The organism is Burkholderiales bacterium, from assembly GCA_013695435.1.
Classification (GTDB): Bacteria; Pseudomonadota; Gammaproteobacteria; order Burkholderiales; family JACMKV01; genus JACMKV01.
Window position 1 is genome coordinate 1 of sequence record JACDAM010000035.1, and the last position, 2,936, is coordinate 2,936.

At 60.3% G+C, this 2,936-nt stretch carries 5 protein-coding genes; all 5 read right to left on the reverse strand.

Translation table 11 applies throughout. The features are described from left to right. On the reverse strand, positions 1-734 hold a 734-nt coding region (locus tag H0V78_01840; GenBank protein MBA2350557.1), incomplete at its 3' end, for a DUF1343 domain-containing protein. 142 nt (positions 735-876) lie between these two features. Next, positions 877-1,329 carry a DOMON-like domain-containing protein gene (locus tag H0V78_01845; protein ID MBA2350558.1) on the reverse strand — a complete coding sequence of 151 codons (453 nt, stop codon included), beginning with the start codon at positions 1,327-1,329 and terminating at the stop codon, positions 877-879. 95 nt (positions 1,330-1,424) lie between these two features. After that, on the reverse strand, positions 1,425-1,730 hold the full coding sequence (locus tag H0V78_01850) for a hypothetical protein (GenBank protein ID MBA2350559.1): 306 nt from the start codon (positions 1,728-1,730) through the stop codon (positions 1,425-1,427). Between the two features lie 45 nt (positions 1,731-1,775). After that, positions 1,776-2,303 carry a hypothetical protein gene (locus H0V78_01855; protein MBA2350560.1) on the reverse strand — a complete coding sequence of 176 codons (528 nt, stop codon included), beginning with the start codon at positions 2,301-2,303 and terminating at the stop codon, positions 1,776-1,778. Positions 2,304-2,412: 109 nt separating this feature from the next. Further along, the gene (locus H0V78_01860; GenBank protein ID MBA2350561.1) at positions 2,413-2,799 is read right to left on the reverse strand and encodes a hypothetical protein; all 387 of its coding nucleotides are present in this window, start codon (positions 2,797-2,799) and stop codon (positions 2,413-2,415) included. Positions 2,800-2,936 lie beyond the last annotated feature (137 nt).

Consider the following 2,936-nt stretch of genomic DNA (forward strand, 5'->3'; position numbering starts at 1 on the left):
AGGGTTGCGCCTTCGAGCATGACAGTTCCTGCATAGCAGCGCGCCATCGAAAGGTTCGGCGCGTTCGGGCTCGGGTTGATCCAGGCGCGTTCGCCAATCGGCCAGCCGTAGCCGGGAGCGCGCGACGGCTGCCAGCCTTGCATCGTCACGATCTCGCATTCGACGTCGAGACGCAGCGTGCGGATGAACCAGCGCGCGAGTTCGCCGAGCGTCAGGCCGTGGCGCATGGGCATCGGCCCGGCGCCAACAAAGCTTTCCCAGCCTTCGCGCAGGATCAGGCCTTCGACCGGACGCCCGGCCGGATTCGGCCTATCGAGTATCCACACCGCCTTGCGCCGCTCGGCTGCCGCTTCGAGCACGTAGCGCAGGGTCGTGATGAACGTGTAGATGCGGCAGCCGAGGTCCTGCAAATCGACGAGCAGCACATCGAAACTGTCCATCATTGCGGCAGTCGGCCGCCGCACTTCGCCATACAGGCTGAACACCGGAATGCGGTGCAGCGGATCGTGGAAATCCGCGGATTCGATCATGTTGTCCTGCTTGTCGCCGCGCAGTCCGTGCTGCGGACCGAAAGCGGCGGTCAACTCGATGCCGTCGAGAGCGGCGAGGGCGTCGAGCGAGTGCACAAGGTCCATCGTCACCGAAGCCGGGTGCGCCAGTAGCGCGACGCGGCGGCCGGCCAGCGGTTTGCGCAGCGCCGGTTCTTCGAGCAAACGGTCTATGCCGAACTTCATCGGTTTTTCCTGGGAACGAATGTCAATACGATGTTATGGCTTGCTTCACATGCGGAAGAACTGCGGCGCGACCTATGCGGAATAGACCTTCCTCGCCGGAGCGCGCGCGGGAGCGCTGCGATCGTCCGCCATGCTAACGGCATCAAAGCTGCAGAGCGAAAGCATCGGCATGGTGAAAATCCGGCTTGCCTGGCGCATGTCGCAGCGCCCACCAGGAAATTGCGCCGCTGTCGTCTTCGACCACCGCCGACAGACCGAGCCGCAGTGGTGAACGCGGCGGCGGCAAAAGCGCCAGTTTATCCAGCGTGATGACGGCATCGAGTTCGAGTTTCTTATCTGAAGTCCGCAGCGTGATCCGCGGCGCCAAAGTCTCATCTGTCAGAGCTGCGCCGTCGCGATAATCGCGGAAAGCATACGCCATCCACTGACCGGAAGGCGCGAAGTTGAATTCGTAATAGGCTTGCGAGCCGGGCACACCGATAAAAGCTTCGAAGCACGTGTGCTGCCAAAGGCGCTCGGCCATGTAGCACGACTGGGCCGACGACGGCGGCGGAATGCGGAGCCGGGCGAGATCGCCGCTCAGGGCAAAGGTCAAGGCAAGCGTCCCGGGTTGGGGCCGCACAATGTGCACCGCAATCCCGCTTACGAGTGCGTTGTGTGTCTGCGGATGAGCTTGCAATTCCGCCGATATCATTGGCTTGCGCCGCGCTGCGTTGCCTCGCGGAATGGCCCGCGGGCATAGACGAAGCCGCGCGCCGCGCCCGGCATCGCCACCACCATCGGCATCGCCGGTGTTTGCCCGGGAACGCGCAGGTCGCCGCTGCGCTCCGGCCAATCGACCTGATTCTGCCAGTTGTCGATGGCGCGCGCGCCGCCGCGTTCGGCTTTATATCCGACGATGACATCGGCATCGGCTTTACCGAGAATGCGCAGCGCCACGCTATCCGAAACGGGCGCTGCCGGATCGAAAAGCTCGCCTTGCAAGGCAGTCCGCATCGCTTCTATCGTTGGGCATCAGCAAACGAGTCAGACATCAGGCGCTCATTCGCCTTGCGTTACACGTTGGAACCGAATGAGTAGCACGCGGTGAACTAGGCTCTTCGCTTCCGACGTTGCGACGTCCAACGTCCTCGCATCAAGGGCGCCATCATGCACAAGTTTGCTCCGCAAGTCATAGAGGTCCACTGCGGCGCGAGCCATATCATTAGCATCAGCGTCCAGTAGCAAGGCCGAGAGCACGAGTTTCCGTACCTGACTCCGGACAGAGTCTTCCCGTCGAAAGAGCAACTCCCGGTTCAACGCTTCAAGAGACACCGCATCACCTGAGTTTGGTGGGACGCTCTTCAATAGTGCTTCCACTTCGCTCGACCATTTGGCAAGAAGTTCCAAGGCCAAGGGAGCCTTGCATGTACCGATTGCCAACGCCTCAAGCGACATGATTAGCGTCAGGAAGCGAGCGTTGGCCGATTGCTCAGTAAAAAACGCGCTGTAAAGATCGAGCGCTACGCTAAGTTTCCGGTCCGCCCCAACCTGGCTGCTCTTTGGGAAGGACGCTCCTTTTATCAGCACACTCAGGCATGCCAGACGGAGTAGTTATAAAGACATTTCCTTGGCCGAAAGTGGTGATCCGCAGCATCTTGTCCGTGAGGTGAATGGCGGGCTCTGAACCATCAATGTTTCAGTCCACTGGACCATCGATCCGTACCCCAAGGCTCTTTGAAAGATTCGCTGCAGCTTCCTCTGGGTTTGGAAAGTACTTCACAGGCTGAGCGACACGTGAAGCCCTTGCTGCGATGCCTCTCTGCAGCAAGAGCCAGGCTATTGCCGCCGGAGATCTCGCAAAAAAGTCTTTCGCTTGGCCTTCCGAAGTAAAGCCGCGGGCGATGAACACGTGGAATCGCCCATCTGTCTTGAGGCTCATCTCAATGTCACCGACCGACGTGCGTGCCTCTTCCGCGGCGATCCTTGTTCGGTCAGGTAACGCGAATGGGACGCGAACGGTGTACATCTGATGGCGGTCCGGATTGGCTGAAGCCGAGCGTTCTTTATTCTGGTCGGCATACATATTTTAGGGCATCGACCGGCGCGGCGCGTGTTCGTCTTATTATTACGACGGCATCGCGCTCGTTCATTTCAATGGAGGCTGTGATGGCAGAGACCGGTCGTATACGCGTCGGCATCGGAGGCTGGACTTTCGAGCCG